Here is a 25,604-nt window from a genome sequence, read left to right on the forward strand (position 1 = left end):
GGCTGGTCTCGCGCACAAGCCTGAGCGCCGCGTCACTATGTCGGCCGTAAAAGAACGCCTGATCGAACTGGGAGAGAATGCTCATCCCAAATAGCGCTATAGCAATGCCTCTAATCATGGTTGTGGACCGGGGGTTGAACGATGCTGCGCAAGTTCAAGAAAACGGCCCCAGCCGCAGGTTGGGAGGACAGCCGGGGCCGGCATTCCCATTCCATGTGCCGCAATCGGCGGTAATCGGCACGCTCCCAGCTAGCCACATGAAAGCTAACGAACTGTTTCGAATGACCCGAATTCGAAGCGAAGCGCTTTGATGTCGAACACGCGTGCTTCGAAAGCGCAACATAGCGCGAGCGTCGCCCGTAATTGTACGGAGCTCGAAGTGAAGCCATTGCCGTTGCGTGTCGGCCATCTTTAGCATCTACTTGAGATTGATTTTATGACGATCCAATTTTCAGTCGAGGTCCCCATGAGCGTTAAAGCCATGATGGCGACGATCCTCCAGAACCAACTGACGTTGCGCGGCGTGCATTCACTGACGCCATATGACTACGAGCAGATTGTAGAGCGGTTGATCGAGCAACTCAGAGAACTGGAGCTTAGTTTGGCTGCGCGAGAAATAGCCGACAAGCGCGAGCAATAGTTGCTAGCCGCACCACGATCTGCGCGGCGGACAGCGCGGCGCGCTGCACACGTAACGCTCCGCAAGCCCCTCGCTGATCATGATCTGCCCCACGTCGCGTCCATCAACCAGTAAAGCTCCGCATAGGCGCCCATAGTTGCAGAGCTTGGTGCCCTCCTGACCCGGCTTGCAGGCGCATGCGACGCGGCTTAGGCGCGCATCGCCTGTTGCGATGAGAGCTTTCAGCCGTGCAGTCGCAGCATCCGCCCGTTTGCGTTCATCCTCGCAGCGAGCCAAATCGCCCTTTTCTGGCGTATTAAAGCCAACAAGACGATAGGTATTGCCGTCAAGTCTGACGGTGTCGCCGTCGATCACCTGAATTGCTTGAGATGCGCGCTCGTAAGGCGATGTCGCGTGAGGTGCACTTTGCGAAACCAAAAACGCGCAGACGGCAGCAAAAGCAACCGCAGCTAGTGCGCCCAGAATAGTGGGCCAGCTCAGGAATGTGCGGCGGCGCCGAAATGGGATCACGGTCATGGTTACGATATTGGCAGGGCCAATGCCTACCTCCAAAGGTGGATGTGGGGTACTCCGCTCGTCGCCTTCACACTATGAGCGCAAACTGAGAGGGTATTCGAGCTGCGTGCCGCGCGCTAGACCGAACTTCCCCTTGAGTAGCGACGTAAGCATTTGAGCTGGCGTGTAATTCCAGCGGGCGTGACGGCGCGTCTGCCTACATTATGGGGCGATAGGAATGCCGAGCCGATTGAAGACGTCTTGTTGTAGTGGGGTTGGACTTGTGAGCATAGCGGCCGGGGCGTCCTGACCGATGCGAACGATGTTGCGTGTGAGCGTGGCGAGATCCTGCAACAGCGTTCGAAAGCTGTGCACGGGCCGGCCATCGTGGGTGTGCTTGCGATTAGCCTTGGTTCTGGCCGCGGCCGAGACTCTGGCCTTGGCGACGGGCGAGACGCGCGCGGCGTCGGCGGCCTCGCGGTCGTGATCGTCGAACAGGATCGGGGCCAGCGCGCGGCGCATGTGCCAGACGATGTAATAAGCGAGCATGCAGAGGAAGACGTGGGCGCGCACGCGGCCAGCGAGGCGATGGTGGATCGGGCGCACCTCCAGTTCGACGGTCTTGATGGTGCGGAAGGCGCGTTCGACCTGGGCCAGGCTCTTGTAGGCACGCACCGTGGCGGCGGTGTCGAGGTTCTCGGCCGGCACGTTGGTCCGTAGCACATAGAAGCCGTCGAGCGACGCTTCGTTGGCGATGGCATCCTCGATCCGACTGAAGTCGAACGAAGTGTCGGTGATGGCGAGGTGGAAGTGCTTGGCCATCTTACGCTTGCCCAGCACGGCGCCGACCTTCAGACCGATCTCATCCTCGCCGCGCAAGGGGTTGCGCTGACGCTGCACGGCGGCCTTGACGCGGGCGAGATCCTTCTCGGTCGCCGCCAGCAACTCGCCGCGCTTGCGCCGACGCTCGTCGGCCAGATCCGGGTTGCGGCACACGATCAGGCGCTCGCCGGGGAAGTCGGGGGACGTGATCTCGGCCATATCGCGATCGTCGAACAGCGACAATTGCAGCGGGCCGCCGTCCTCGGCGAGCTTGCGGATCGCCGGCGCCCGCAGAGCGGTGATCCAATCGAGCCCGGCCGGCATCAGATCGGCTTCGATACGGGCGCTGGTGATCATGCCGCGATCGCCGACCAGTACCACACGCGACAGCTTGAAGCGGGCCTTCAGTTTGTCGACTTGCGCGGCCAGCGTGCTCGGGTCGGCGGTGTTACCTTCGAACACCTCCACCGCCACCGGGCAGCCGTCGGCGGCGCACAGCAAGCCGAACACGATCTGCAGCTTGTCGGAACGACCGTCGCGGCTGTAACCATGCCGCGCCAATTCGCAATGTCGCCCCTCCAGATAGCTGGAGGTGAGATCGTAGAGCACCAGCGAGCCGTCATGCAGATGGCGCTTGGCGAGCGTCGCCTCGATCCCCGGTTGGGCCGTGCCGAGCAGGTCGAGCGCTTCGTAAAGCTCGTCCTCGTCGACGGCGCTGAGATCGAGCAGTTCGCCCAGCGAATGCGCCGCCGTCGCCTCGCTGAGCTGGCGCGCCGTGGCCAGCTTGGCGGCCGGTTCGATCACCCGTGCCACGATCAAGGCCAAAGCCAGCCTGGCCAACCGTCTGGGCTTGTCCGGGACAAGGCGATGCAGTCCGAGCTGGCGCGCCATGCCGAGCACCGCGGCCACGTGGCCGTGCGGCAGCGAGCGCTCGATCCGCAGTTGCTCGGCCGGCGAGACCAGCTCCTCGCCTTTCAGGACGCGGCGCAGCGCATCGATCTTCTCATCCGGCCAATGCGACAGGTTGGCCAGCGTGCGCGACTTGATCTTGTCGCCCTCGCGATAGCTCTCGCGCAACAGGATCGCGGGCGGTGAGTTGCGGTTGGGAATGCGGGCGACGAACATGCCGGAATCGAATCACGGAAACCTGCCATTCGCAAGCCAAAAATCATCATTTACATGCCTACAAAATCAGCCCGATCCAAACTTCTCAAATCCTCTCAACGCTCTAACAAAAATCCCGAGGGGAAGTTCGGGCTAGAGGCAGTGGCATGAGAAAAAGCGCGACCAAGCTGACGCGCTCTCACGTCGTTGCTGTCAACGGCATTGTTCACGGCCACGCCGGGACGTCACTAGAGTTGATGTCATGTGCACGCCTGCATCTACGGTATCCATGGTTTCCTTCCAGAATTCAATGTACGGCGCCGCATACTCGGCAAGGAAATAGCGGAGAAAGACGTATTCGTGTTCGTCCTGCTCGCTTTTGAACAACGGCGCAGCACATGCCCGCCGATCGTTTCGCAAAACGTTGCGCAGTGGCTGAATTGCTGAGCGAATGCATCCAGCTTGCGCCGCATCAGTTTCCATGTGCTCAGTAGTCCCGCGCGCCTGCCGGTCGTGTACTTGTCCACGGCCTGTATGAAAGCGCTTTGTGCATCCATCAAGCGGACCCAATGGCGCGAATATTCTGCGCTGAAGGTGCGTTGCTCGATAGGAATGTTGAGCGCCATCTTCATCGGTTTGAGAAGGCGGGCATCCTCTAGCTTGATAACCATCGTCGTCCTCCCGCGAGCGAACATTTTTTTTGCAATGCGCGCCCCACAAAGATTGCGGGGCGCGCATTCGGTTGATGCTCGCTTTACGCTGGCCTTTAGACGCTGGCCGTTATGGACGTTTGTCCGCATGCGGACGCTCGTCGCTGTTGGCGCCGGTCTATATCGGCGCGGGATGGTGCGAGAAACCTGCTCGATCAACCTGATCGAATGAATAGCCTCAATGCAGCCCAATCGCCCACCAACCGATAGAGGAGTAACGAGGTTACGATAAATGTAGGTTGGTATTTTTCGATGCAACCGTTTGATCTTGGCGTCTTAATTTTTTTGCTTTAGAGGACTGATTACGATGAGTGGTTAGTTGCCGTTATAAATTTGGCTAAGCTGGTTATTCTATAACTAGGTCAGCGTTTCCATGGTTCGAATCATATCAGGCTGCATCGGCAAGCTTATAGGACCAGGTGTGATGACGGGATGGCGATTGACGTCGTCGATGCCGGCCATGATGCGTCCCTTGAGTTCGTGCTTTGATGTCACTCGGATGTGACGCAGGACAGAGCGGGCAAACTTGGAGAAGAAGCCCTCGATGAGGTTGAGCCAGGAGCCGTGCTTTGGCGTGAACGTGAAGCCGAAGCGGCCTGCCGGTCGGGTGTCGAGCCAGGCTCTGGTTTCCCTCGAGATGTGTGCCGAATGATTGTCGAGGATCAGCTTGATCGCGGTGCTGGCCGGATAGGCGGCATCGAGAAGCTTGAGGAATTCGATGAACTCGCGGCTGCGGTGGCGATCTCTGACGAGCGCGTGGACCTTTCCGGTGAGCAGATCTATCCCGGCCAACAGGCTGAGCGTGCGTTTGTACTCATGATCCCGCGCAAAGGTGGCGTGGATGCCGGGCTCAGGCGGCAAATCCGGCGCCGTGGTCGCGATGGCCTGAATTCCCGGCTTCTCGTCGCAAGAGACGATCGCCACCGGTTTTCCCCGCTTCTTGGATCTGGCAGGGGCTTTTTTCAGGACATCGACTTCACGATAGACGCACAGAACCTCCGCCATCTTCTGTTCGAACGCGGCGTCGCGATTTTCAAGATAGTAGCGCACCTTGTGCGGCTTGATTGCCTCTTGGCCGAGAAGCTTGCACACCGTGCCTTGAACCAGACGGGCGAGACATTCGTGCCCCGCCGCCGGTCCGTGCTCGCGCGCATGACGGGCCAAAAGCCGCGTCGTCCACAGCTCGTGTGGATAGCCGTGCTCCTTGGCCTTGTCGCACGCCAAAGACACCAACCAGGCCTTGGCCTCAGGCGTGATCACCGGCTCCCTGCCCGGTCGCGGTCGGTCGTCGAGTGCCGCCAGTGCGCCGTACGCCACGGCTCGCTCGACGCAGCGTTAGACCGTCTGATGGTGCACGCGAAGCCGTTGTCCCACGGCAAAGAACGATGGCTGTTCGAGGTAGGCGAGCAGCATCGCTGCCCGCGACACCCGGCTCGCCGGTTCCGTCCTCGACCGCGAAAGAGCCGTCAACACTTCAGCCTCCTCATCGGTCAGCGCCAACTCGACCGCTTGCCGCCACTTCGCCATGACGCCACTCCTCGTTCAGCCAAACACAAACGAGGAATCCCGCAACAAACCATCCGTTCCATCAGTGCCAATTTCATGGAATCGGTCGTCTAGCATGGGAGCATGATCGCTATTTCTAACGAACTGCCGATAGCAAACGAAGTTATCACCTGGATAACTTTGTGCTCGACCGCGAGACAGTCATGCTCGTTCACTTGTCCCGAATGTAGCGCGACGTGGGCGTCAGTCTGATGCCTCGCGGCTTGCGCCATGCCGCCTTGTCGATCTCCCTTTTGTCGCCGATCTTTAATCGGCCGGAGACCTTCTTCGCCACGAAGATAGCGTCACTCACCTTGCGCCCAGATCGTCGGTTCTTCGCCTTCACTTCCTTCCAGCGCTTCATCAGCCCAACGTTGAGTTTCGGCAGCTCTTCGCCAATCTCACGGCGAAGACACTTCCGCTGGCTTTCAGAAGTAAGGACTCGAACTTTCGTTACGGCAAACGACGGCTCGTCGTCGAATGCGTCCGGCAGCGCGAAAGTCCCGTTTCGATGTAGTTGCGGTAATAGCCGACATGATTCCGCCATGACGCCTGAAGTGCGAAATCACGTCCGGTTGTGCAACTATCTAGCTTCTCCGGAGTGTGGCGCACGGGCGACAGAAACTTCGGCGAACAATGGTAGGTTGCACACTGGGGGCGCCACAATGATTCGAAACAGGGTCAAAAATGAAGAAAATTGTGCTGGGCACGGTTGCCCTCATCGCGTTCGCCGCTCCTGTCTCGGCCGCTGATCTGGCAGCGCGGCCCTACACCAAAGCGCCCCCTCCGATGATGCTCGCTCCGATCTATGATTGGAGCGGCTTCTACATCGGCATCAACGGCGGCGGCGGCTCCGCCCATAAGTGCTGGGATGTAATCAATACCGGCGGTGTGCCCGTCGTTCCGCCCGTTTCCATGGGGTGCCATGATGCGACCGGAGGTTCAGTCGGCGGTCAGATCGGCTATCGCTGGCAGATGGCGAACTGGGTGTTCGGCGTGGAGGCGCAGGGCAACTGGGCCGATTTCACGGGGTCCAACGCCAATCTTGCCTTCGCGGGCGTCCAGGACGAAACCAAGATGGATGCGTTCGGCCTGTTCACGGTCCAAGTTGGCTACACTTGGAACAACGTACTGCTCTACGTGAAAGGTGGTGCTGCGGTCGTCAACGACAAATACAGAGTTTTCGATATTGCGACCGGGCTGACGCTCAATAACGCCAGCGAAACCCGCTGGGGCGGCACCGTAGGGGCGGGCCTTGAATTTGGCTTCGCTCCGAACTGGTCTGTCGGTGTTGAATACGACCACCTGTTCATGGGCCATCGGGACGTGGACTTCTTCTCAACCGGGATAGTGGGCGCTCCGGCGGGCGCTGTCGCAGGAACCGCCCGTATTGATCAGGACGTCGACATCGGTTTGGTTCGTCTGAACTACCGCTGGGGTGGCCCGGTTGTCGCGAAGTACTGATCTTCGCGAACCGAAGCATGCCAACAGCCCATGCGGGACCTCCATCGGGGCGAATGCGAGATGGCTGGGCAGCGCTTAGGCGTGCCCGACTTCCCGCGGCGGGGGCGCATCCCGCCGCACCAACAGTCGCAAGACGGTCCGGCACTGTGGGCATTCAAACGACCGTGTGTCGTGGTCCCTGGTGATCGGCGAAACGGCCACGAGCCGTCGGTCCACATTGCAGGCGCAGCATATGGGTAATGTCATGGCGCACGCCTCCTTCTGATCAAGGGGGACGGTCAGCTTTAAGGCGACGGGGAGTAGTACTGGTTAATTTATTGAACCGTACTAACACGATCCGGCGTGCGCTGGTTTCCGGGCGGGCGGGTCCCGCATAGTCCGACATCGCGCAATTACCTCTCGCCGGGCTTGACGCCCGGCCATCTTCTTCGACCTCGCGACCGCACCTAGTCGCAGCGACGCTCTTTGCGAGTAACCATTCGGCCGTCGTCACGCTCAACCGTTGTCGTCACTGTGCGGCAGCGCTCTCGTGGGCCGACGGTGACGCCACCCGGGCCGACGCCGACCGTGGTGTCGCGGTCATAGCGGTAACGGTCCCGATAGTAGCGGTCATCCCGGTCCCGTCCGACCTGAACATCGACGCCTTGGGCCATCTTGATGCCTTCAGCCTTGGCCGGAATTGCAAGCGGGGTGGTTGTCAGCGCGGCCGTGGCTGCCGCGAGGGCAATAGCGATTTTTAGCATGGGAGGTCCTCCCTGAGCTTGAACCGATCTAACGGTCACGAACACCGACGGTTCCATCTTGTACTCGCGGCAAGGTCCCGACCGGATGGCGAGGTTCAAAAGCGCACCGGCCGTGAGGGTAAATGGCGCTGAATTCAGTTGCGCAATCCTCCCAGCCGGTCAACCGATTGAGCTTGAAACGACGCCGACACAAAAATGGCCCCGACGTATTCCACGCCGGGGCCCCCTTCAAGATCACAAGGCTCGGGTACATCCGCCGAGCCTTCCGATCCAGATATCGGCGATTACTGCACCCGATCTTGTGCACATGATGGCAGTCGCACGACATCGAGGCGTTCACATCCCGCCCGAAAGTGCTCGGCCTTGCGCCACTCGGCTCGGCGCCGATGCTCAATCGCCAATGCCTTGCGCGTCTCGAGATCCAGGATGATCCGATCGATCTCGGCGCCGTCCAGCGTACGCTTGATGCGCAGAACAGTGGACAGCACGATCAGGACATCGCCGTAGGGCAACAACAAATCACGGGCAGCGACATCGCAATGTGCGACGAATGTTTCTATCGCTTCCTCGCTCTTGCAGAACAGCAGGGCCAGCTCACGCGCCTGCCGCAGATCATCGGCCGGCGGCTCAGGATCGCGGTCGCTCAGCAGCATTGCTTCGGCAGCCCGGCCGGCCATCAGCTCGACGCACTCATTATATATACGCTGGCAAAGACATCAGCGACCGAGCCGTGATCCTCGCCAGCGTTGGGCATCAGCGGAGCAATGGCTTTCCGAACGTCGGAGGCATCCCCGCGACCTTCCGCGAACGCCTCGGTATGTCCGACACCCCAGCACAAGCCCTCGTAACCACGGACCGGGTTCGGGTTCACGGTCATGCCTCCAACTTCACGCCCGAGCAGGCGCGCGCAAACGGCGTGCCCCGTTTCATGGACCGCGATCCGCACATCCTCGTCGTAAGTGCGACCGAGCGAAGCGAGGAGTTCGTCGTATTCATCGACCTCCGCATCGAGGCCGCCGCCGTTGTCGGTCGTGCCTCCGACGCCGGCAGCGGCCTCCGACCCGCCGAGAGAAGTCGCAGGTTGCGCATCGCCTTCCTCGGCCGGGTTCCCTTTAGACATCGCCCAACACCTTCCTGTGCCTCGCGAGCATGCGCGCGTAGATCGCAGCGACGGTGTCACCGCCGGGCTGCGGCATCGCGCGGGCGATTATCTCCGCCACGGCGGGGGGGGATGCGGCTTTCGTTCTGGGGATCAACGATCCAGCCGTCGATGCGCGTGACCACTTGCCAGCCGGGAGGTGCTGCCTTCATATCCGCGACACCTCGATCTGGATCGTCCGCGCTTCGGCGCTGCGATCAATCACTGTGAAAATGCCTTCGCGCAGCATCGGATCGGCCTCGATGTACGGCACGGACTCCGGCGCCGGCGTGAACGTGGCGTCGGGCTTGGCTGCGGGGATTGGTGCAGCGCCATCGCGGATCGTTCCGACCATATTGCGCAATTCCTGCACAACGAACGCGGCGGCGATCTCGATCTGAGCCTGTCCGTTGTGAATGAAGGTCGCCATTTGTGCGGCCTCGAAGCTGTGGTGGATCGCCTCCAATGCACTAGCAAGATGGCGACCGGCGTGCAGGTAGTCCGGCAGCGCCTGCTCGACACCATCGAGATCACGCGCCAACTGCTCGCTCGCCGCCTTGCGCTCGGCGGCGGCGCGCTCAGCCGCCAGCCTCCGTTCGGTGTCAGCGATCTTCGTCTGCACCTCGGCGAGCGCATCGGCGTAGCCGTCGCGCGTCAACGTGCAGGCGGCGACTGCCGCCTCGAGCTTCGCGCGAGCCTTATCGTCCGCGTAGAGATCAGCTTCGAGGTGGTGGCGCTGCAACTTTGACTTGGCGTCAAAGAACGCCGCATCGGCAGCTAGGTGTCGGCGCGCGCGTGCAACGCCGCAATCTCGGTTTCGATTGTTTCGGTCATGGTCTTCCACGTGAATAATCTCGTGCTGGCATAGTAGGTGATTTGCGCTGGCTCGGGTGAGGCGCGCGCCACATTCGGTGCGGCCTGCGCCACGTCTTGTCACGGGGACGGTGGATACTCTGTCGGGGGGCGCCTTAGATGATTATACGGATCGTGGGATCATGGGTTCGTGTGGTAGTCGGCGCGACTTGGCCCCCTCAAAGCCACGATGAGGTAAGTCACTGATCTCAGGTCGTGAGGCCGCTAACCTTGTTTGAAAAAAGACATCCCTGAAATAGCCGCCCCTCATTTCGATCAAGTTGCCATGGTCATCTGATTTCCAGACAACAGAGGCGACCTCCGCGGTGCTCCTCGCGATCAGCCGAACACAGAGCTCTGCTGGTGACCCAACTTCGCTAGCTAGGCCGTCCACGGCGCTGCGCGCCCTACATCACTCCAAACGACCGCCCACACTTGCTTTCAATAGATTTTTCTTGATCTCCCGGTGCACACGCTGTGCACACGCCGCCTTCTAACAAATTGAACACTTTGAACTCTCCGTCCAATCCATCATGGGACAGACTCATACACCCGACATGCAGTTCTTCGAACGGTCGGAGCTAGTTTAGTCGCGTGAAACGGCTCCGCCCGAGGTTCGCTAACCGCACCAGTTTCGCACCAGAAACACCCTCGACAAAGCACAACGAACGCAATCGGCGATATCAATAGGTGATCACCTTTGCGGTGGTGAGCGGCATCGCCCCAGGCTCCAGAAATTCGTCGCAGCTATTGCCTGAGTAGGGGCGAAGAAATTGGGACGCGGGAACCTCTCCTTTCATTCGCTTTGGTATCCAATTGTCCCACGCATTTTGGCGACCATTTTACTTCGGCACGCCCAATTGCATCATGTGGGGGATGATCACGTTTTCCGATGCGCTCTGTATCGGCCGTTGTACCGAGCTACGCCAAGGAGGCGCGTGAGATTGTCGCCTGTGCCGAAATCGCAGGCCAAGGCCACACCGTCGTGGCCCGCAAACGATTGGGGCTTATGTGATGAACGAGTTCGGGCAGAAGGGAAAGGTACCGCTCTCGGAACGGCTCTCGGTGTCACCTGAGGAGGCAAGCGCCCTCACCGGGATCGGGCTGACTTCCATTCGCGAGGCGATCAGCAGCGGTGATCTCAAGGCCAAGAAGCACGGGAGGCGTACGATCATCCTGCCGGACGATTTGAGAGTATGGCTCAAAACGCTGCCGGACGCCCGCAGGCCGATCAAAGAAAACCCCGCTTAGGCGGGGTTTTTACTTTTCGGCGATGCTGCAGAGCAGATTTACGGTTGAGAGAAGTGGTAAATAATTGGCAATCTGGAAACCGCACGTCTGAAAAAGTTCAACAATTATTGGATCTTATCTGATCCCGTCACGGATCATGTACCCGGCGCCGCGGATCGTGTGCAGCAGCGGCCGCTCAAAACCCTTATCGATCTTGGAGCGCAGCCGCGAAATGTGCACATCGATCACGTTGGTCTGTGGATCGAAATGATAGTCCCAGACGTTCTCCAGCAGCATGGTGCGCGTCACCACCTGGCCGGCATGTTTCATGAGGTATTCGAGCAGGCGGAATTCGCGCGGCTGAAGCGTCAGCTCGTCCTTGCCGCGGGCGACGCGATGGGAGAGCCGGTCGAGCTCGAGATCGCCGACACGGTAAAGAGTGTCCTCGGCCGGACCGCCGCGGCGGCGTGACAGCACCTCGACGCGGGCCAGCAGCTCGGCAAAGGAATAGGGCTTTGGCAGATAGTCGTCGCCGCCGGCGCGCAGGCCCTTGATGCGATCGTCGACCTGGCCGAGCGCGGAGAGAATCAGCACCGGAGTCGAGTCGTCCTTGTCGCGCAGGGCGCCGATTAGCGACAGGCCGTCGCGCTTGGGCAGCATGCGGTCGACCACCAGAACGTCATAATCGCCGCTTTCGGCCATGGAGAGGCCTTCCTCGCCGTCGCTGGCGTGGTCGGCAATGTGTCCGACCTCGCGAAACGCCTTCACGAGGTAGTCGGCGGATTCGCGGTCGTCTTCGATGATGAGGAGGCGCATCGTGCGTTCGGCGGCGGTCAAGGAGGTCAACCTTCTCTGAACATGGCGCGAGCGGCAATCGCATGCAAGCCGAACGGGAGAATCTCGGATCGAGAAAAAGGCGGGCGGTGAAGCTGGGGGGACCTCACCGCCCTAAGCCTTCCGACGGAGGGGGGCGTAATTCCACCGGAAGGTAGACTGGAGAAGCGAACGTTACGCTGCTTCCCCGAAGGGCGCCGTCGGCGGGGGCGACTGATGCCGGCGACACCCTTCGTCTCGTAAGCCTCCTGAGGCCTAGCCCTTGGCAAGGGGCACGGCGACGAAGCGCGACTGGCCGCCGCTCTTCACGCGCATCAGGACACTGTTCTTGCTGTCGGTCCGCGCCGTGTTGATCGCGTCGCGGACGTCGCCGGCGGTGCTCACGCTCTTGCCGCCGACTTCGAGAATCACGTCGCCCTCCTTGAAGCCGCGTTCGGCCGCGGCGCTCTTCGGATCGACTTCGGTGACCACGACGCCATCCTTGCCGGCGCCGGCGACGGAATTCGCGGGCGCTACCGTCATGCCGAGCTTCGGCACGTCGGTACCGCGGGTCGCACCCTTGTTGCTATCAGTGTCGGTGTCAGCCTTGGCCTCGACCGTGTTCGGCAGCTGACCGAGGGTAAGATTCACGACCTTGTCCTGGCCCTTATGCAGCACGTTGAGCTTCACGGTCGCGCCGGGCGCCAAGCCGCCAATGGTGCGGGCAAGTTCGCGGGCGTCCTTGACGGATTCGCCGTTGACCGACGTGATCACGTCACCGGACTCGATGCCGGCCTTCGCCGCCGGACCATTCGCCTGCGGCTCCGCAACCAGCGCGCCTTCGGCCTTCTTCATGCCGAGGCTGTCGGCGATATCAGATGTCACCGGCTGAATCTGCACACCGATCCAACCGCGGCTGACCGAGCCCTTGTCCTTGAGCTGCGCCACCACGCTCTTCACGGTGCTGCCGGGAATCGAGAACGCGATGCCGACGCTGCCGCCGGAAGGCGAGTAGATCGCGGTGTTGACGCCCATCACCTCGCCGTCGGTGTTGAAGGCCGGACCGCCGGAATTGCCCTTGTTCACGGGCGCGTCGATCTGGATGAAATCGTCATACGGACCATTGCCGATGTCGCGGCCGCTCGCCGAGACGATGCCGGCCGTCACGGTGCCGCCGAGGCCGAAGGGATTGCCGACCGCGAGCACCCAGTCGCCGATCCGCGGCTTGCCGTCGGCGAGCTTGGCGAACGGGAAGTTCGAGCTGCCCTCAACCTTGATCAAAGCAAGGTCGGTGCGCTGATCGGTGCCGATCACTTTGGCGGTATAGATCTTGCCATCGTCGGTCGTGACCTCGACCTTGTCGGCGCCGTCGACCACGTGGTTGTTGGTCACGGCAAAGCCGTCAGCCGAGATGAAGAAGCCGGAGCCCTGGCCCTGCACAACGCGGCCACGACCACCCTTCGCGCCGGGGAAGCCATCCGGTCCGCCAAAGCGGCGGAAGAAGCGCTCCATCGGCGAGCCCGGCTGGAACGGCGAGGAATCGTCGCCGTCATCGTTGCTCGCGGTTTTTTCCTTCATATTGACCTTCACCGAGATCACCGAGGGCTTCACGCGCTCGACGACGTCGGCAAAACCGACGGGACGTTCGACCTTCCGGACCTCGTTGTTGACCTGCGCATGCGCCGGGCTGGAGAACAGGTCGGCAGGCGAGGTCGACGGACTGAAGCCATAGACGGCGGCACCGAAGCCGGCGACAACCGAAGCCATCAGCGCGATTTTGCGCGCCGAGAAAACCGACCGGCGCGACTGCCGGTAGGACGGAAGGTTCGAAAGATCGGGACGGTCGGTCATGCAGAGGTCTCCAGGGCCTTGAATTTCTTTTGGTGCCGGATGGCAGCACTTTACGAAGCTGAAGATGGGGGCTCCCGCCTTACCGTGCGCTGGCGGCGGGGTTAAACTTTCGTAATGAAGGCCCGCGCCGATGCGGCAGTTTAGCGCAGGCCAAAAGTCGTGGTTCTACAGGAACTTAATCAAGTTCCTGTGACGGGCGCCGAATGACGTTTGGGCTTTCAGCTCGCCCTGACGCTGACGATGAATTCGTCGACTTCGCGCTTCAGGGTCTCAGCCTGCTGCGACAGGTCGACGGCGGAATCGCGGGCCTCCGCGGCCATGCGCCCGGTCTCCGCCGAGGTCGAGGTGATCTGGACGATGTGATTGGAAACCTCGAGCGTGCCGCGCGCGGCATCCTGGACGCTGCGCGTGATATCCTGGGTCGCGTTGCGTTGCTGAGCGGTGTCGACCTCGATGCCGGACATGATCGACGAGATCTCCGATAGCGTCTTGGAGATGCCGTCGATCGCCCCGCGCGTCTCGGCGGTGATGCCTTGGATGCTGGCAACGTGCGAGGTGATCTCCTCCGTTGCTTTGCTGGTCTGGTGCGCGAGGCTCTTCACTTCGGAAGCGACCACCGCAAAACCCTTTCCGGCCTCCCCTGCCCTTGCCGCCTCGATCGTGGCGTTGAGCGCCAGCAGGCTGTTCGTGAACATCGGAAGCACTCAAAGTCTGGAATCGAATTCGCGCCAAGCTTCCAGACAAAGATCAACAGAGCATGAAACACGCTGCACCAGACAACCTACGTATCATTACGTAGCTACCGCGGCTTTGCGTCGTCGGACATCAATGCGGCGAGCCGCGCCTCTTCGTCGGGCGTGAGCGGCGGCGCGGGGACGTCTGCAGCATTCCGCGCGCGACGCCGGATTTGCAGCCACAGCGCCAGACCGCCGCCGGTCAGCAAAAGCGGCGCGAGCAGCCACAACAGCAGGGTCTGACGCTCGAACCGCGGCTTCAGCAGCACGAACTCACCGTAGCGCACGACCAGGAAGTCGAGCACCTGCGAATTGCTGTCGCCGGCCGCGATCCGCTCCCGCACCAGCAGCCGCAAATCGCGCGCGAGCGGCGCATCGGAATCGTCGATCGACTGATTCTGGCAGACCATGCAGCGCAGCTCGCGCGACAATTCGCGCGCACGCGCCTCCTTCGCGGGATCCGACATGATCTCGTCGGGCTGCACGGCATAGGCCGCCGGCCACGACAGCAGCAGCATCGCAACGATCACGAGCCACATCCGACGCATCGGATCACTCCGCCGGCTGGAGGCGTTGCTTGGCCCGCGCCGGCTTCGGCGCGCCGACCCGCAAGCGCCGGTCGGAGAGCGAGAGCATGCCGCCGAATGCCATCAGCACTGGCCCCCACCAGATCAGGAGCACCAGCGGCTTGTGATAGATGCGCACCGCGATCGTGCCCTCGGCGGTGGCGTCGCCGAGCGAGACGTAGAGTTGGCTTGCGCCGCGGGTCAGAAGCGCCGCCTCGGTGGTCGAGGAGCCGCGGGTGGTGAAGCTGCGCTTGGACGGCGTCATGACACTGAGCGTCTCGCCGTCGCGGCTGACGTTGAACTCGGCGATCATCTCGCGGTAGTTCGGCCCCTGGCGCTGGAACAGCCCGTCGAGCTTCAGATCGTAGCCGGCGATGTGGGCGATTTCGTTCTGCTTCATCGTCGCGATATATTCGCTGTTCCAGGTGGTCTCGCAGACGATCCCGATCAACGCGATGCCGAGCCCTGCATGAGCGAACACCGTGCCCCAGGCCGAACGCGGCAGGCCGCGGGCCCGGTGCAGCGTCGTTGCGAACGGCAGGCGGAACAAGCCGGTCCGTTCGGCCAGATCCGTCACGGCACCGGCGATGACGAAGACTCCAAGCCCAATTGCCAATGGCGCCAGCGCGCTGCCACCACGCGTCCAGGCCCAGACAATGGCGATCACAACGAGCGCGGCAACGCCCGCCGCGAGCAGGCGCTGGGTGACACCGAGCAGGTCGCCGCGCTTCCATGCCAGCATCGGGCCGAACGGCACGGCGAGCAGCAGCAGGGTGAACAGCGGGGCAAAGGTGAGGTTGTAGAACGGCGCACCGACCGACATCTTGAAATCGGCAAGCACCTCCATCGCCAGCGGATAGAGTGTGCCGAACAGCACGACCGCGCAGGCCACGGTGAGCAGCAGGTTGTTGAGGACCAGAGCACCCTCGCGCGAGATCGGCGCGAACAGGCCGCCCTGCTTCAACGCGGTGGCGCGACCCGCGAACAGCGACAAGCTGCCGCCGATGAAGAGGCAGAGGATCAGGAGAATGAACACGCCGCGGGTCGGATCGGTGGCAAAGGCGTGCACGGAGGTGATGACACCAGAGCGCACCAGGAAGGTGCCGAGCAGCGACAGCGAGAAGGTCAGGATCGACAGCAGGATGGTCCAGACCTTCAGCGCATTGCGCTTCTCCATCACCACCGCCGAATGCAGCAGCGCGGTGCCGGCGAGCCACGGCATCAGCGAGGCGTTTTCAACGGGATCCCAGAACCACCAGCCGCCCCAGCCGAGCTCGTAATAGGCCCAGTAGGAGCCCATCGCGATGCCGAGGGTGAGGAATATCCAGGCGACCAACGTCCACGGCCGCACCCAGCGCGCCCAGGCTGCGTCGATCCGCCCCTCCATCAGCGCTGCAATCGCGAAGGAGAACGAGATCGAAAACCCGACATAGCCGAGATAAAGCATCGGCGGATGCACGGCGAGGCCGATGTCCTGGAGCACAGGGTTGAGATCGCGTCCCTCGATCGGCGGATTGGCGATGCGCAGGAACGGATTCGAGGTCATCAGGATGAAGAGATAGAAGGCGCTCGCGATCCAGGCCTGGACTGCGAGCACATGCGCGCGCAGCGATAGCGGCAGATTGTTGCCGAAGGCCGCCACCAGCCCGCCGAACAGCGCCAGGATCGATACCCATAGCAGCATCGAGCCTTCATGGTTCCCCCACACGCCGGTGATCTTGTAGATCAGCGGCTTCATGGAGTGGGAGTTCTCGTAGACGTTGGCGACGGAGAAATCCGAGTTCACGTGCAGCATCACGAGGGCTATGAACGAGGCACCGACGAACAGCAGCTGCGCCAGCGCGGTGGAACGCGCCACGTTCATCAGCGCAGCATCATGCAAGCGTGCACCGATCAGTGGCACGACGGACTGGATCAGCGCCAGTCCGAGCGCCAGCACCAGCGCGTAGTGTCCGGATTCCGCGATCAACGCACTGCTCCCTGCGGGTTACCCTGCGCGGTCGTGGCCGCAGGCTTGGCGCCGTAATCGTCCTTCCAGTGCCCCTGCTTCTTCAGGGCATCGGCGACGTCCTTGGGCATGTAGGTCTCGTCGTGCTTGGCAAGCACAGCGTCGGCCTTGAACACGCCGTTGGCGTCGAGCGCGCCTTCGGCGATCACGCCCTGCCCTTCACGGAAGAGATCAGGCAGGATGCCTTTGTACGCAACGGGAAGCTTGGCACCGCCATCGGCGACCTCGAAGGTCACCATGAGATTGTCGCCGCGCTGGAGCGATCCCGGCTGCACCAGGCCGCCGAGGCGAAATCGCTTGCCGGCCTCGACGTGCTTCTCGGCAACCATGGTCGGGGTGGAGAAGAACACGATGGAGTCGCGCAAGGCGTTGAGCACGAGCGCGGCGGCGAGCGCGAGCACGGCGAGCGAACCGCCGATGATGGTCATACGTCGCTGCTTGCGCGTCATGGCGTATCCGTTCTCCGCTCGTCTCGTTCCGAAATCGTCATCCGTCGAGCCCGAGAGTCTTGAGGCCCTCGTTGAGCTGGCGCAACCGCTCGGCGTCGTTGGCGACCGCCTGTCGGGCGTCGGTCGAGGCGCCCATTGCCTTGTCACGATCGCCCATCACGAGATAGGCGCGCACCAGGCGCAGCCAGCCTTCGACATCATCGCCGTTCTGCTTCAACCGAGTGGCCAGGCGTTCGACCATGCCGCGCACCATCGCACCGCGATCGCCCTCGTTCATATCCTTCGCGGCCGCGATCGTCTCGTCCGACAACGCTGGCACCGTGCTGCCGCCGACCCGCGCGAGTGAGGACTGCACCAGGGGGCGCCACGGCGCATCCGCCGGTGCTTTCGCAAGCAGCGCGCGCCAGATAGCAGCCGCATCATCCTTGCGGCCATCCTGCTCGGCGGCGAGCCCGAGGAAGTAGTTGGCCTTGGGATCGTCCGCGTTCAGGGCATGCGCGCGCTCGAATTCGGTCTTGGCCTCGGCGGTGACCACGCCGCCGGCAGCGGCCGAGATCGCCTCGCCGAGATCGGCCCGGCGCTCCGAACTCTCACCATTGTAGGTGAGCGAGTTGCGATAGGCGCGCACCGCATCGTCGAAGCGGCCGAGCCGCGCCAGCACCGGCGCGAGCACGTTCCAGCCGCGCCCGTCGGTCGGATTCTTTTCAAGATGTTGCTGAACCTGCACGACGAGATTCTCGAGCGCCATGCCGGACCCGGATCCGCGCTCCCGCTGCGCCAGCGGAAAGTCCTGAAGCCTCGGCGAACCAAGCGGCATGTAGACACCGATCGCAACGAGCGGCAGGCCGGCGAACGCCAGCACGGCCGCCGCGCGACGCCAATTCAGGCTGGACTTCGGCGCCAGTGCGGGCCCGCTGCTGGCGGCGGCGAGCAGCCTGCGGCCGATCTCGACGCGCGCAGCCTCGGCTTCCGGCGCGGCGATCAGCCCCGTGGCGAGATCACGCTCGATCTCGGTCAACTGGTCCTTGTAGACCGCAACCTCGCTGCCTTGATTTTCTGTATCTTGGCTCTCCGCGCGCGCGCCGCGGCCGAGCGGCCAGAGCACGGCGAAGATCGCCGCGACCGTCATCAGCGCGAACACGAACCATAGCGTCATCTGGCAAACTTCCGGCAGCGCGCGAGCCGCGCCCATGCGTGGCTTTACACCACGGCTGGACGATGCGGCAATTGACAATTGTCAATTTGCCGCGACCGGATGCCGTCTCGAAATCGTGGAAATCCAACGGCTTAGTGTATCTCGAAGTCTACACTCCGGGCGGCGTCCTCGCCGTGCCCGTTGAGGGCCTTCAGGAAGTACGTTCCCGGCTTGATCGCATCCGGCAATCTGATGCGCACCGCGCCAACGGGAACCGGCGATGCAATCGTGGTGGTCGTGTCCGGCAATTGCTGGCCACTTGCCTTCTCGACCAGCACCACCTTCGCCCTGACCATCAATCTCTGGTAGTTCGCCACGACTATGCGATTCTCGATTTCAACGAAGCTGATAAGTGGTTTCATGCGCCCACAGATAGAAATTCCCCGGACTTGCACGGGGAGCGTAGGGCTCACCATTGGCATCGTCAACTACAAATTGTGATCACGAAAATATGCGCTTGGATCAGCTTGCACGCGACGATTTGCGCTCGCCGGTGAGCGCATTTTCCGCAGCCCTGCTCATCAGCGAGGCGTAATCATCGCCGAACAGCACCTGGCAGAAGCGGATTGCGGCCTGCACCTGCTGCTGCCGATAGGTGCGGACCTTGTGATCGGCGGCGCGAAGCGACTGCACGAGCTGCTCGGTCGACCGTTCCACATATTGCTGGAGGTCGGAATAGGTGCGCAGCGTCACCTCGTTGATCGCGAGCTCGCTGGCGTAGTTCCGGCAGGTCGCGACGAAATCGATCAACGCCGCGGTTTCCTCGACCTCGGTGCTGTCGATCCGCGCCCCCGGCGGAATGTCCTTCTCGGCGCGTTGGCGCAGAATGCGGCGAACGCGGCCGGGAACGCTGTCGATCTCCGACTGGAGCGCATTGGAGATGTCGGCCCGGATCGAGGTCAACTGCTTGCCCCAGACGGAATCGTTGCGCAGGTCGAGCTCGGTGCGCAGGCCGCGCACGCCATCGTGCAGCGCCTTGAGATTGTCGGCGACATTGTCGAAGTGGCTGCGCTTGATGTCCATGCGCAGGATCGCGGCAACGCGGGACAAGTCGTGCAGGGCGATGGTGACGGCGACCCCATACGGTGTCGCAGCGACGCGGATCTCGTCGTCCGATGCGGCAATCTTGATGGCGAGGCGGATGATCTGCCACGGCGCAGTCATCCGCTGCACCACTATCGACAGCGCGAAGGGCAGCATCTGCGGCGTCTGGAGCACGGGAATGTTGAGCGCTGAAGTCACCGAGGCGATCTGGGAATCGCCGAAGGCGCGCAGGAAGCGCGGCAGCTTTTCGTTCAGCGTGGCAATGGCCTCGCGAACCCCGAGCACGGCCCCGATCGAATAGAGGTCCTCGATCACGTTGGGCGGACCGACGCGGGCGAGCGCCCGCGACTTGTCGCCGCCGCCAGGCCCGGTCAGGGCGAAGATGGCGTCCGCGGCCGCAGCCTGGAGCTTCTGCGTCAGGGCCTCGACCTGCCCTGCACCGTCCGCCGGCATCCGCGCCAGCGCTGCCTCGAATTCATTCACCTTGTCCGGGGCACCGTCACGGCCGAGCCATTGCCAGATCGGCTGTAGCGAGGAACGGCGGATTTGTCCGACCCGGGTCGGAGCGCCCGCCTCGACCAGGAAGGGTTCCAGCACCTGGAACAGCAGCCGCGACAGATCGTCGGTACGTGGTGGCGGGACCTCGTCGGCCTCCGTCTTGCGCACGATCTTGCGCAACTGCTCGAGCACGAGGGTCGCCACGGCCGTGTCCTGGCCACGCTCCAGCGCGCGCTCGAACTCCCGCATCAGCAGCGCCTGCGCCTGCGGCGGGAGCTGCGCGAGATAGTCTCTCAGCCGCTCGATCGATGTCTGGGTCATACGCCCGGTATGCACGGTGAAGTGGCGGACGAGGGATGCGTCCGGGCGCGATCATAGGGGCACGCGCCTTAAGAAGCCGTTGAGGAAGTCGCGCCGAATCCCACCGGTTTCGCCCGGATCGCCCCCCGGCAAACCAAATAAGCGTGAGGGAACAGAGGATTATACGCCAGGGAGGACCAGTTCGGCCCGCAGGCCCCCGATCGGCGCACCGCCCAGCGAAAGACTACCGCCGTAGAGCGCGGCGAGGTCGACCACGATGGAAAGGCCAAGCCCGGAGCCGGGCTTTGACTCGTCGAGCCGCTGGCCGCGCCGCGAGACCTGGGCGCGCTCGGTCTCCGACAGGCCACGGCCGTCGTCATCGACGATGATCCGCAAACGGGGCCCCGTGCCGGCGGGATGCGGCATCTCCACCAAAACCTCGATGAAGACGTGCGAGGCGGCCCATTTGCAGGCATTGTCGACGAGGTTTCCGACCATCTCCTCCAGGTCCTGCCGCTCGCCCCGAAATTTGGCCGACGGATCGGCCTTGGCCTCGACGACGATGCCGCGGTCCCGATGGATCTTCTCCATGGTCCGCCGCAGCGCTTCGATGGCAGGCGCAACCTCCGTCACGGTCCCAACGACCGAGACTCTCGCGGCGATACGGGCGCGCTCCAGGTGATGGGAGACCTGATCGCGCATCACGTTGGCCTGCTCCATGATCTTGGCCGCGAATGGGTCGGCCGCGTGTATGCCGGCTTCGTTGACGATGACCGAGAGCGGCGTCTTGATCGCATGCGCGAGATTACCGACATGGGTGCGGGCGCGTTCGACGATCTCGCGATTGGCGTCGATCAGCGCGTTGGTCTCGCGCGCCAAGGGCGCGATTTCGACCGGGAATTCGCCCTCGAGCCGTTCCGCCCGCCCGGAGCGGATATCGGCAATCGACTCCGAGATGCGCTTGAGCGGCGCGAGGCCGAAGCGGACCTGGAACACCGTGGTCAGCAGCAGCACGACGCCGAGCGCGGTGAAGGTGCCGCCGAGATAGTAGTCGAAGCTGCGCGTCTCGTCGAAGATCTCTGTGTCGTCGCCCGCGACGCTGACGAGATATTTGCCGTCGCCGCCGAGATCGACCGGCCGCTCCACCATCCGCAGGTTCTGGCCCTCGGGCCCGTCGACATAGGCGAGCCGGATGCCGGCCGTGGTGAGCTCGGCGCCCTGCTCTTCCAGCTTCGGCAGCTTCTTGTCCCAGAGCGAGCGCGACGAGCGCACTTCCGGCTTTTCGGTATCGGTCCGCGTGATCTGCCAGTACCAGCCGGACAGCGGCAATTCGAACAAGGGTTCGCCAAGCGACTGGAACTGGCGGTCCGGCGGCTCGTCGGGGGTCGCGACCTCCGCGATCAGCGTGCGGAGATAGAGGTTGAGCCGGCGGTCGAACGCCCGCTCGGAGGCGTTCTTGTAGACCGAGGACAGCACGACGCCGGTGATGGCCAGGATCACCACCAGCCACGCCGTCGCCGACAGGAACAGTCGGTTGGCAAGCGAGCTAGCGGGCATCGGAAGGGTCCCGGGAGGCGCAGAATGTCGGGTCGTCGGCAATCATGATCCGACCAAGGCCCCGTGTCCGGCCGCCCGTCAAGCCCCAACGCCTCAAGCGCCGGGGACTGCCGGCGGGGTCAGGAGATAACCGAGGCCGCGGACGGTCTGGATGATGTCGACATCGAGCTTCTTGCGGATGCGGCCGACAAAGACCTCGATGGTGTTGGAGTCGCGATCGAAGTCCTGGTCGTAGAGATGCTCGACGAGCTCGGTGCGGGAGACGACGCGCCCCGAATGGTGCATGAGATAGGCCAGAAGCCGATATTCGTGCGAGGTCATCTTCACGGGATTGCCGGAGACGCTGACCCGGCCGGTCCTGGTGTCGAGCGTCACCGGGCCGCAGCTCAGTTCGCTCTGGGCATGGCCGGTCGAGCGGCGCAGCAGCGCGCGGATGCGCGCCAGCACCTCCTCCAGATGGAACGGCTTTGCCACGTAGTCGTCGGCGCCGGCATCGAAGCCCTGGACCTTGTCGCTCCAGCGGTCGCGCGCGGTGAGGATCAGGACCGGCATGGTGCGGCCGTTGCGCCGCCAGGCCTCCAGCACCGAGATGCCGTCCTTCTTCGGCAGGCCGATGTCCAGCACCACGGCATCGTAGGGCTCGTTGTCGCCGAGATAATGCCCCTCCTCCCCGTCGAAGGCGCGGTCGACCACGTAACCGGCATCGGTCAGGGCCTTCGTGAGCTGGCGATTGAGATCGGGGTCATCCTCGACGACGAGCAGGCGCACGCTTCTCTCCAGGGATAGGCCGCATGATTGACCGCCAGAGATGAGCAATTCCGGCGTGAACTGAATATGAACACGGGGAACCGGCTTACGTTACTTTTTGGTCATATGCTATTCACGGACCGACGCAACTGCGCCCGCCGGGCCGCCGGACGAGCCGGGGGCATGGCGGGCGCACTGTGCCGCGTTGCGCGGCGAGTTGGAAGGCCCGACGTTTCGGCCGTCAGGTCCGGAAGAACACGAACCAGACCACGGCGAGGATCAGGATCGCAAGGCCCGTCGAGATGGCGAGCAGCGCCGCCACCGAAGGTCCCGGCTCGCCCTGGCGCGCCTCGGTCGGCGTTTCGACGATCTGACGTTGATCTCGTGTGGTTGCCATGGTGACCTCAATCTCAGGCTGCCGCGTCCGACTGCCGCGACCTTGTCGCGACGATAAGTCCCGGGGCAACGCCTGATCAGGAGCGATGTTCCGGAAGGAGCGCTGCGGCGTGCGTATTGCGAAAGAGGCAACGGATGCCGGGGCCGGCGGTTAACGCCGTTGCAAGATTCCGTCCCGGCGCTTGCTATGATTCGCTGTTCCCCGATGGTATCGTTGCGAGTTGTCCTTTGCGTTTGGAGTAGCCTATGGCCCCCCGCGCCAATTGGAAGGGTTTTCTGCGTCTTTCGCTCGTGACTTGCCCGGTCGCGCTCTATCCGGCCACGTCGGATACCGAGAAGGTCTCGTTCAACCAGATCAACCGCAAGACCGGCCACCGGATCAAGTATCTCAAGGTCGACGCCGAGACCGGTGACGAGGTGACCTCCGAGGACATCGTCAAGGGCTACAAGGTCGACACCGACACCTACATCGAGGTCAGCAAGGACGAGCTCGACGACATCGCGCTCGACTCGACCCACACCATCGAGATCGACGAGTTCGTACCGAAGACCGACATCGACAACCGCTACCTGATCCGTCCCTATTATCTCGTGCCGGACGGCAAGGTCGGCCACGACGCCTATGCGGTGATCCGCGAGACCATCCGCAGCATGGACAAGGTCGCGATCGGCCGCGTGGTGCTGACCAACCGCGAGCACATCATTGCGCTCGAACCGCGCGAGAGCGGCCTGATGGGCACCCTGCTGCGCTACCCCTACGAGGTGCGCAGCGAGAAAGAATATTTTGACGAGATCCAGGACGTGAAGCTCACCAGGGACATGCTCGACCTCGCAAAACACATCGTCGAGAAGAAGTCCGGCGCGTTCGAGCCCGAGCTGTTCGAGGATCACTACGAGACCGCCCTGATCGACCTCATCAACAAGAAGCGCAGCGGCGCGCCCATTGCAGCCAGGGCAGCACCGAAGACCGGCGGCAACGTCATCAACCTGATGGACGCGCTGAAGAAGAGCATCGCGAACGAGAAGGACGCAGCGCCCGCGGCCAAGCACGAGGCCAAGGCCGCCAAGGGCAAGAAGCCGAAGAAGCGCGTCGAAGGCCAGCGCGAGATGCTGTTGCCGATCGCCGGCAAGGGCGGCAAGCAAGCCGCGGCCAAGGAAGCCTCCAAGGACGCCTCCAAGAAGGCCGACAAGCCGATGCGGGCAAAGAAGGCCGGATAGCGGCCGCAGTCGGGGGCGAAGCGCGTCGTGACATCGTCCACGGACGGGCCGGCTTGATATGCCCTGGTCGGCGGCGTTCGACGATCCGATTCCTTTGCGCAATGGACGCAAGCTGCGGACCCTTCAAGACGCGGCTGATCACATCATGCAACTGCCTGAGGACGAACAGCACGCCGGGCACTGGCAGACTGCGATCGAAACCCTGATCAATGCGGCCGAGACCGGCGGCGGCTGGATGATGTTCGCCCGCATCGCGATGTTGCGGGGGCTGAACGCGGACGTTCGTCGCACGTGAGCCTGCCCGACCCGTTGAAGAACAGCCTCAACAATCCGTTAAGCAGCGCCGTCGTTTTTGCCAAGACTGCCCGCCCCCTCGTCGCACCGCGTGTATCGCAGCGGTGCTGAGACGCCCGGGCAAGGACACGCCGGGACGCTCAATCACGTCTGGACGAGCGACGACACAGCCGCCCCCTCTCAATGCCCCTCATCAAGCCCCACTTGCGACACCGTTCCGGGCAGGATGCGCCGATTTAGATCCACCTGAACTGGGTCAGGGAACCTTAAGTTAATCGATGGCAATATATGACGCAGCGGGCGAGCGCGACCGGCCTGTTCTTTTTCACGTGCGCAAAAAGTTAATGGATCAATTTACCATTCCGAAAACGGCGCGAGCATACGCTGGGCGGATGAACAGGAGTTGACGATGGCTTTGCTCAGGTCCTTTCTTGCCGATGAAAATGGTGCCACCGCCATCGAGTATTGCCTGATCGCCACCGGTATCGCGCTCGCGATCATTACGGCCGTGAACAATGTCGGGACGGCACTCCTGAACAACAAGTTCAACTCGATCAGCGCGGCCACGAAGTAAGCCTCATACCTGGCCGGAAGCGGCCTGCTGGCCCCGTTGATGTCAGCACGGCTTTCAGCTTGGCGCCGAGCCATTCTCGATTGCGGCTCTCGCAATGACGAGTGTGCGCAACTGCGCATCGGCTCAATTCACATTTCAAGCGACAGACAGGGTTTTGCATTCTCGCGGCTTGTTTCGCCCGAGCTTTGCTCTCATCTCCCCCTCTTTTCGAAGAGAGGGCGCAGGGAAGGCCGGGCGCCGGCTGGCACCCGAAGTCCCGTGTGCGGGTTTGACGCGCACGGGTTGGACGACAGGTGACGCCGGGACATCCCGGCCTTCCCTACGCGGATGGTTTTAACGGTGTCCTTCGTGCTCTCCCCGGGGAGTCGAACCCAATTGCCCCCGTCGCCTTGCCGATGGCTGATGCGCATCGTCCGGTTGGACGGCGTGCATTACGGCAACGCTTGACGCCAGATTCGGGCGTCAGGACCACACGACTTCTCCGTCCGCGCACATCCCCGCTCGCGTCATCGACGGTTGGCGTGCGCTCGCCGTCGAAGCCGAGCGGGGACGCTGTCAGCGCCGTGTCGTACCGCGCGTACTGCTGCTCACGGAGGATTTCCGCCCCACAGCCTGCC

General features: G+C 62.7%; 27 protein-coding genes and 1 pseudogene. 6 read left to right on the forward strand and 22 right to left on the reverse strand.

Annotated features, from left to right (window positions below; genetic code table 11):
• Nucleotides 1–466: 466 nt before the first annotated feature.
• A complete protein-coding gene (locus tag IVB18_RS34050; protein ID WP_247984678.1) occupies nt 467–640 on the forward strand; it encodes a hypothetical protein in 174 nt (57 codons plus the stop codon).
• 3 nt (nt 641–643) lie between these two features.
• Here IVB18_RS34050 and IVB18_RS34055 read toward each other — a convergent pair whose 3' ends face one another.
• The 6 genes from IVB18_RS34055 to IVB18_RS34080 form a co-directional block, all read right to left on the reverse strand.
• Nucleotides 644–1,156 carry a thermonuclease family protein gene (locus IVB18_RS34055; protein ID WP_247984679.1) on the reverse strand — a complete coding sequence of 171 codons (513 nt, stop codon included), beginning with the start codon at nt 1,154–1,156 and terminating at the stop codon, nt 644–646.
• Nucleotides 1,157–1,357: 201 nt separating this feature from the next.
• Nucleotides 1,358–3,082: an IS1634 family transposase gene (locus tag IVB18_RS34060; RefSeq protein WP_247983724.1), complete on the reverse strand. Its 1,725-nt coding sequence runs from the start codon at nt 3,080–3,082 to the stop codon at nt 1,358–1,360.
• A gap of 257 nt (nt 3,083–3,339) precedes the next feature.
• Nucleotides 3,340–3,732, reverse strand: coding sequence for a hypothetical protein (locus IVB18_RS34065; protein ID WP_247984680.1), 393 nt, complete (start codon nt 3,730–3,732; stop codon nt 3,340–3,342).
• Nucleotides 3,733–4,128: 396 nt separating this feature from the next.
• Nucleotides 4,129–5,088 carry an IS630 family transposase gene (locus IVB18_RS34070; protein ID WP_247984681.1) on the reverse strand — a complete coding sequence of 320 codons (960 nt, stop codon included), beginning with the start codon at nt 5,086–5,088 and terminating at the stop codon, nt 4,129–4,131.
• An 18-nt stretch (nt 5,089–5,106) separates the two neighbouring features.
• On the reverse strand, nt 5,107–5,298 hold the full coding sequence (locus tag IVB18_RS34075; RefSeq protein ID WP_247984682.1) for a hypothetical protein: 192 nt from the start codon (nt 5,296–5,298) through the stop codon (nt 5,107–5,109).
• Nucleotides 5,299–5,488: 190 nt separating this feature from the next.
• Nucleotides 5,489–5,863, reverse strand: a complete 375-nt coding sequence (locus tag IVB18_RS34080; protein WP_247984683.1) for an NUDIX domain-containing protein — start codon at nt 5,861–5,863, stop codon at nt 5,489–5,491.
• A 140-nt stretch (nt 5,864–6,003) separates the two neighbouring features.
• On the opposite strand from IVB18_RS34080, the gene IVB18_RS34085 reads away from it, so the two are divergent.
• Nucleotides 6,004–6,780, forward strand: coding sequence for an outer membrane beta-barrel protein (locus IVB18_RS34085; protein ID WP_247984684.1), 777 nt, complete (start codon nt 6,004–6,006; stop codon nt 6,778–6,780).
• Between the two features lie 446 nt (nt 6,781–7,226).
• Here the strand turns inward: IVB18_RS34085 and IVB18_RS34090 are convergent, their stop codons facing one another.
• The 4 genes from IVB18_RS34090 to IVB18_RS34105 all read right to left on the reverse strand — a co-directional run bounded on the left by IVB18_RS34090 (nt 7,227) and on the right by IVB18_RS34105 (nt 9,403).
• Nucleotides 7,227–7,523 (reverse strand): hypothetical protein, encoded by a 297-nt coding sequence (locus IVB18_RS34090; RefSeq protein ID WP_247984685.1) that lies wholly within the window; start codon nt 7,521–7,523, stop codon nt 7,227–7,229.
• Nucleotides 7,524–7,807: 284 nt separating this feature from the next.
• Nucleotides 7,808–8,200, reverse strand: coding sequence for a hypothetical protein (locus tag IVB18_RS34095; RefSeq protein ID WP_247984686.1), 393 nt, complete (start codon nt 8,198–8,200; stop codon nt 7,808–7,810).
• On the reverse strand, nt 8,200–8,643 hold the full coding sequence (locus tag IVB18_RS34100; RefSeq protein ID WP_247984687.1) for a hypothetical protein: 444 nt from the start codon (nt 8,641–8,643) through the stop codon (nt 8,200–8,202). Before IVB18_RS34100 ends, IVB18_RS34095 begins: the two co-directional genes overlap by 1 nt.
• A 187-nt stretch (nt 8,644–8,830) precedes the next feature.
• Nucleotides 8,831–9,403 carry a hypothetical protein gene (locus IVB18_RS34105; RefSeq protein WP_247984688.1) on the reverse strand — a complete coding sequence of 191 codons (573 nt, stop codon included), beginning with the start codon at nt 9,401–9,403 and terminating at the stop codon, nt 8,831–8,833.
• Nucleotides 9,404–10,527: 1,124 nt separating this feature from the next.
• On the opposite strand from IVB18_RS34105, the gene IVB18_RS34110 reads away from it, so the two are divergent.
• Nucleotides 10,528–10,764 carry a helix-turn-helix domain-containing protein gene (locus tag IVB18_RS34110; RefSeq protein WP_247984689.1) on the forward strand — a complete coding sequence of 79 codons (237 nt, stop codon included), beginning with the start codon at nt 10,528–10,530 and terminating at the stop codon, nt 10,762–10,764.
• Nucleotides 10,765–10,878: 114 nt separating this feature from the next.
• On the opposite strand, the gene IVB18_RS34115 is transcribed toward IVB18_RS34110, so the two are convergent.
• The 12 genes and pseudogenes from IVB18_RS34115 to IVB18_RS34170 all read right to left on the reverse strand — a co-directional run bounded on the left by IVB18_RS34115 (nt 10,879) and on the right by IVB18_RS34170 (nt 22,902).
• Entirely contained in the window at nt 10,879–11,559 is a 681-nt protein-coding gene (locus IVB18_RS34115; protein ID WP_247984690.1) for a response regulator transcription factor, read from the reverse strand.
• A gap of 273 nt (nt 11,560–11,832) precedes the next feature.
• Nucleotides 11,833–13,407 carry a Do family serine endopeptidase gene (locus IVB18_RS34120; RefSeq protein ID WP_247984691.1) on the reverse strand — a complete coding sequence of 525 codons (1,575 nt, stop codon included), beginning with the start codon at nt 13,405–13,407 and terminating at the stop codon, nt 11,833–11,835.
• A gap of 218 nt (nt 13,408–13,625) precedes the next feature.
• A pseudogene (locus IVB18_RS34125) lies at nt 13,626–14,090 on the reverse strand (methyl-accepting chemotaxis protein); the annotation flags it as partial.
• 116 nt (nt 14,091–14,206) lie between these two features.
• A complete protein-coding gene (locus IVB18_RS34130; protein ID WP_247984692.1) occupies nt 14,207–14,689 on the reverse strand; it encodes a cytochrome c-type biogenesis protein in 483 nt (160 codons plus the stop codon).
• Nucleotides 14,690–14,693: 4 nt separating this feature from the next.
• Nucleotides 14,694–16,676, reverse strand: coding sequence for a heme lyase CcmF/NrfE family subunit (locus IVB18_RS34135; RefSeq protein WP_247984693.1), 1,983 nt, complete (start codon nt 16,674–16,676; stop codon nt 14,694–14,696).
• Nucleotides 16,673–17,164 (reverse strand): cytochrome c maturation protein CcmE, encoded by a 492-nt coding sequence (gene ccmE, locus IVB18_RS34140; protein WP_247984694.1) that lies wholly within the window; start codon nt 17,162–17,164, stop codon nt 16,673–16,675. Before ccmE ends, IVB18_RS34135 begins: the two co-directional genes overlap by 4 nt.
• A 37-nt stretch (nt 17,165–17,201) precedes the next feature.
• Entirely contained in the window at nt 17,202–18,320 is a 1,119-nt protein-coding gene (gene ccmI, locus IVB18_RS34145; RefSeq protein ID WP_247991797.1) for a c-type cytochrome biogenesis protein CcmI, read from the reverse strand.
• Nucleotides 18,321–18,451: 131 nt separating this feature from the next.
• On the reverse strand, nt 18,452–18,721 hold the full coding sequence (locus IVB18_RS34150; RefSeq protein WP_247984695.1) for a hypothetical protein: 270 nt from the start codon (nt 18,719–18,721) through the stop codon (nt 18,452–18,454).
• Between the two features lie 100 nt (nt 18,722–18,821).
• Entirely contained in the window at nt 18,822–20,222 is a 1,401-nt protein-coding gene (locus tag IVB18_RS34155; RefSeq protein ID WP_247984696.1) for a hypothetical protein, read from the reverse strand.
• A gap of 159 nt (nt 20,223–20,381) precedes the next feature.
• Nucleotides 20,382–21,758 (reverse strand): sensor histidine kinase, encoded by a 1,377-nt coding sequence (locus IVB18_RS34160; protein ID WP_247984697.1) that lies wholly within the window; start codon nt 21,756–21,758, stop codon nt 20,382–20,384.
• A 93-nt stretch (nt 21,759–21,851) separates the two neighbouring features.
• Nucleotides 21,852–22,526: a response regulator transcription factor gene (locus IVB18_RS34165; protein ID WP_247984698.1), complete on the reverse strand. Its 675-nt coding sequence runs from the start codon at nt 22,524–22,526 to the stop codon at nt 21,852–21,854.
• 220 nt (nt 22,527–22,746) lie between these two features.
• The gene (locus IVB18_RS34170) at nt 22,747–22,902 is read right to left on the reverse strand and encodes a hypothetical protein (RefSeq protein ID WP_247984699.1); all 156 of its coding nucleotides are present in this window, start codon (nt 22,900–22,902) and stop codon (nt 22,747–22,749) included.
• Nucleotides 22,903–23,147: 245 nt separating this feature from the next.
• On the opposite strand from IVB18_RS34170, the gene IVB18_RS34175 reads away from it, so the two are divergent.
• From IVB18_RS34175 to IVB18_RS34185, 3 genes are all read left to right on the forward strand, one after another.
• On the forward strand, nt 23,148–24,119 hold the full coding sequence (locus IVB18_RS34175; protein WP_247984700.1) for a Ku protein: 972 nt from the start codon (nt 23,148–23,150) through the stop codon (nt 24,117–24,119).
• 58 nt (nt 24,120–24,177) lie between these two features.
• Complete coding sequence (locus IVB18_RS34180; protein ID WP_247984701.1) at nt 24,178–24,414, forward strand: hypothetical protein; 237 nt, start codon at nt 24,178–24,180, stop codon at nt 24,412–24,414.
• A 408-nt stretch (nt 24,415–24,822) separates the two neighbouring features.
• On the forward strand, nt 24,823–24,987 hold the full coding sequence (locus IVB18_RS34185) for a Flp family type IVb pilin (protein WP_247984702.1): 165 nt from the start codon (nt 24,823–24,825) through the stop codon (nt 24,985–24,987).
• Nucleotides 24,988–25,604 lie beyond the last annotated feature (617 nt).

It is taken from the genome of Bradyrhizobium sp. 186, assembly GCF_023101685.1.
Classification (GTDB): Bacteria; Pseudomonadota; Alphaproteobacteria; order Rhizobiales; family Xanthobacteraceae; genus Bradyrhizobium.